Raw genomic sequence first — 3,780 nt, 5'->3', positions numbered from 1 at the left:
GCCCACGCGCTGCCCGACCTGGGCGATCGACCCGGCGACGCCGCCGGAGCGCAGGGGGACCTCGGCCAGGGTCAGCGTCTGGTTTGGGGCGATCACGGCCCCGCCGCCGAGCCCGGCGACCGCGAGCGAGGCCGCCATGAGCCACGGCACCAGCTCGGTTGGGGCGAAGCGGGCAGCCGCGAGCGCGCTGAGGAAGCCGACGCCCACGAGCAGGAGCCCGAAGATCACAATCGGACGCCCGATCGCGTTGACCCGCTGCCCGCTCCACCAGGAGCTGACGGCGGAAAACAGCGCGAAGCCGATGCTGACCATGCCCGCGTAGACCGGCAGGAGGCCGAGCCCCTGCTGGAGGTACAGGGTCATGATGAGGAAGTGCGCGGGCATCGCCGCGAAGTAGGACGCCCCGACGAGGGCCCCGTTCCGGAAGGAGGCGAGCCGAAACAGCGCGAAGTCGATGAGGGGCTGCTTGCCCCGTCGCTGGTAGTGCCGCTCCCACGCGACGAAGGCCCAGCCCGCGAGCACGGCCACGATGAGCAGCGCCCAGCGCAGCGGCGGGTCCTCGGGGCGGCCCGTGGTGAGCACGAAGGGCAGCATCAGGGTGAAGACGGTGACCGCGAGGAGGAGCACGCCGGGCAGGTCCAGGCCGCCGCGCTCGGCGGGCACTCGGTTCCGCGCGGGCAGGTAGCGCAGCGCGAGCAGGAACAGGCCGATGCCGAGCGGCAGGTTCATCCAGAACAGCAGGGTCCAACCGCTGTGCTCGCCGCCGACGCCGACGAGGAAGCCGCCGATGGTCGGGCCGAGCGCGGTGGCGATGCCGACCGTTGCGCCGAAAATCCCGAAGGCCTTGCCGCGCTCCGGGCCGGCGTAGAGTTCCTGGATGAAGCCGATGACCTGCGGGGTGAGTAGCCCGGCGGCCCCCCCCTGCAGGATCCGGAAGAGCACGAGGAGCCCGATGGACGGGGCGAGCGCGCCGAGCACGCTGGCGATGGTGAACAGGCCGAGGCCGGTGAGGAGCAGGGTGCGCCGCGAGGTGGTGTCCCCGAGCCGGCCGGCCGGGATCATGACGAGGCCCATCGCGAGCACGTAGCCCGCGACGATCAGCTGCAGCTGGCTGCTGCTCGCCCCGAGCGCGAGCTCGATCGAGGGGAGGCCGACGTTGACCTTGGTCATGTCGAGGATTGTCAGGACACTCACCGCGGTGACCGTGCCGAAGGCGATGGCTCGCCGTTGCGGCTGCTCAGCCGTCTGGGGTGCGCTCACTGGCGGACTCCTCTCTCACGCCCGCGAGCGGGCGCATCAGCGTGCGGGGTCCGTGCGGGCCCCGCCGCACACCGAGGCTACTACCGATTCTTCTCGACGGAGTCGAGGATCGGCTGCAACGAGCGATTCAGCGTGCTGACCAGCTCAGGGGTGAGCGGGTCGAAGATGATGTTGCGCACGGCGGTCACGTGGCCGGGCGCGGTGTCCTTGAGCTTTTCGTAGCCGACGTCCGTGAGGATCACGTTCGTGGCGCGGCCGTCCGTGGGACAGGCGGAGCGGCGCACCCAGCCCTGCTGTTCCAGGCGGGTGACCACGTGCGAGAGCCGGGAGAGCGAGGCGTTCGTCTGGAACGCGAGGTCGCTCATCAACCGGGTCATGTCCGGCACCTCGGAGAGCATCGCCAGGACGAGGTACTCGAACTGGTTCATGCCCGCCTCGCGCTTGAGCTGCGCTTCGACGGCGCTCGGCATCAGCATGGACAGCCGCACGAGCTTCATCCAGAGCTCGCGCTCCTCCTCCGATAACCACTGGGGTTCCGACACGTCGCCATCCTTAATGCTTGAACTTTAAACTATACCCGATCCCCCGGTTTCCTGCGACCCCATTCTGCCGCAAAAAAGTTCATCAGATGAAAATGTCCTTGGAGATCGGCACGGCGGGTTGCCCCCGCCCCGGAAGCGGGAAACAATGAGGCCATGTCTGTCGATGAAGGTCACAGTGACCAGATCTATACCCTGTTCGCCGTCTTCCGCACCAGCTCGAGCGACCCGCTCGAACTGGACGGTCGAGATGTCCCCAACGCCGTCGCCCAGCTGGAGGACGTCGTCTCGATGCTCGGCGAGAACGTCACCCTCCGCGGCTTCTACGATGTGAGCGGCCTCCGCTCCGACGCCGACCTCATGATCTGGCTGACCGGCACCTCCGCCGAGGGCCTGCAGTGGGCGCTCCGCGAGCTGCGCCGCACCGCGATCATCAAGCCCCTCGTCCGCGTGTGGAACGCGATGGCCGTGCACCGCGACGCCGAGTTTAACCGCGCGCACATCCCCGGGTACATGCGCAACCAGCCCACCAAGGCCTGGGTCACGGTCTACCCCTTCGTGCGCTCCTACGACTGGTACCTGCTGGACCCGGCCGAGCGCGCCAAGATGCTCGCCGACCACGGCCGCCAGGGGGCCGCGTTCACGGGCGTCCTCGCGCACACCGTCTCGGCCTTCGCCCTCGGTGACTACGAGTGGCTGCTCCCCCTCGAGGCCGACGAGCTGACCGACCTCGTCGACCTGATGCGCGACCTGCGCAACACCGAGGCGCGGATGCACGTCCGCGAGGAGGTGCCGTTCTTCACGGGCCGCCGGATCGAGCCCGTCGAGATCATCGAGGTACTGCAGTAAGCTGCGGCTCCCCACGGCGCTTCGTGACGCTCGGCCCCCGCTCCCCGCGGGGGCCGAGCGCGCGAAGCGCCCACAGGATCGCGACGAGATCGACGATCTCTTGCATCCATGCCCCGACGATGGCCGGGAGGAAGCCGAACGCGGCGACCAGCATCAGCCCCACGCTGATGATCATGCCCATCCAGATCGCCTGGAGCGCGATCCGCACCGTCTCCTGGCCGTAGCGCACCGCGAGCCCCACCCGGGAGACCTCGTCGACGAGGTTCACGACGTCGGCTGATTCGCTCGCCGCGGTCGCCCCGCGCGCCCCCATCGCGAAGCCCACGTCCGCCGCCGCGAGCACCGGGGCGTCGTTGAGCCCGTCGCCGACCATGAGCACGGGCCGCGGCTGCGCCTCGCGCACGATCCGCACCTTGTCCTCCGGGAGGCACTCCGCGAAGAGGCGATCGAGTCCGAGTCCCTCGGCGATCGGCTCCGCCGTGGCCCGCACGTCCCCCGTGACCATGATCTGGTGGGTGACGCCGAGGGCGCGCAGCTCCCGCACCGTGGCCTCGGCGCTCGGCCGCACCCGGTCGCGCATGACGATCGTGCCCGCCGGGCGACCGTCGATGGCCACGTGGATGCCGAGCTCGCCCGTGGCGATGGGCGCGGGGACAAAGCCCGGCGCGTGCGCGGCGATCCAGGCGGCCTTGCCGACCCGCACCTCGCGGCCCTGCACCGTGGCGCGCACCCCGTTCGTGGCCTCCTCCTCGGCGTCCTCGACCGGCAGGAGCCCGAGCCCGGCGCGCTTGGCGGCGTCCACGACCGAGGCGGCGAGCACGTGCGAGGAAAACACCTCGGCGGAGGCGGCGGCGCGGAGCAGCTCCTCCTCGGTGACGCCGGGCGCGGGCGCGAGCCGCGTCAGGGCGGGCTTGCCCTCGGTGAGCGTGCCGGTCTTGTCAAAGGCGACGAAGCGGATCCGGGCGAGCTGCTCCAGGGTGGCGCTCCCCTTTACGATGATCCCCGAGCGGGCCGAGCGGCTCATCCCGCCCAGGAAGGCGACGGGGGCCGCGATCAGCAGCGGGCAGGGCGTGGCCACGACGAGCACCTCGGCGAAGCGGTGCGCGTCCCCGCTCGCCCACCAGGCGATGCC

General features: G+C 70.6%; 4 protein-coding genes. 1 reads left to right on the top strand and 3 read right to left on the bottom strand.

What is annotated here, in order from left to right:
* Positions 1–1,260 (bottom strand): MFS transporter (locus OOT08_RS14375; protein ID WP_325093472.1); only part of this gene is annotated, 1,260 nt, incomplete at its 3' end.
* Between the two features lie 80 nt (positions 1,261–1,340).
* On the bottom strand, positions 1,341–1,802 hold the full coding sequence (locus tag OOT08_RS14370) for a MarR family winged helix-turn-helix transcriptional regulator (protein WP_325093471.1): 462 nt from the start codon (positions 1,800–1,802) through the stop codon (positions 1,341–1,343).
* Positions 1,803–1,955: 153 nt separating this feature from the next.
* Between OOT08_RS14370 and hemQ the strand changes: the two genes are divergently transcribed.
* Complete coding sequence (hemQ, locus tag OOT08_RS14365) at positions 1,956–2,648, top strand: hydrogen peroxide-dependent heme synthase (protein ID WP_325093469.1); 693 nt, start codon at positions 1,956–1,958, stop codon at positions 2,646–2,648.
* On the opposite strand, the gene OOT08_RS14360 is transcribed toward hemQ, so the two are convergent.
* On the bottom strand, positions 2,629–3,780 hold a 1,152-nt coding region (locus tag OOT08_RS14360), incomplete at its 5' end, for an HAD-IC family P-type ATPase (RefSeq protein WP_325093468.1). The genes hemQ and OOT08_RS14360 overlap by 20 nt on opposite strands.

Origin of the sequence: Leucobacter sp. M11 (assembly GCF_035726885.1) — a bacterium.
Classification (GTDB): Bacteria; Actinomycetota; Actinomycetes; order Actinomycetales; family Microbacteriaceae; genus JAPFRB01.
This window is presented reverse-complemented; position numbering and strand designations above follow the sequence as displayed.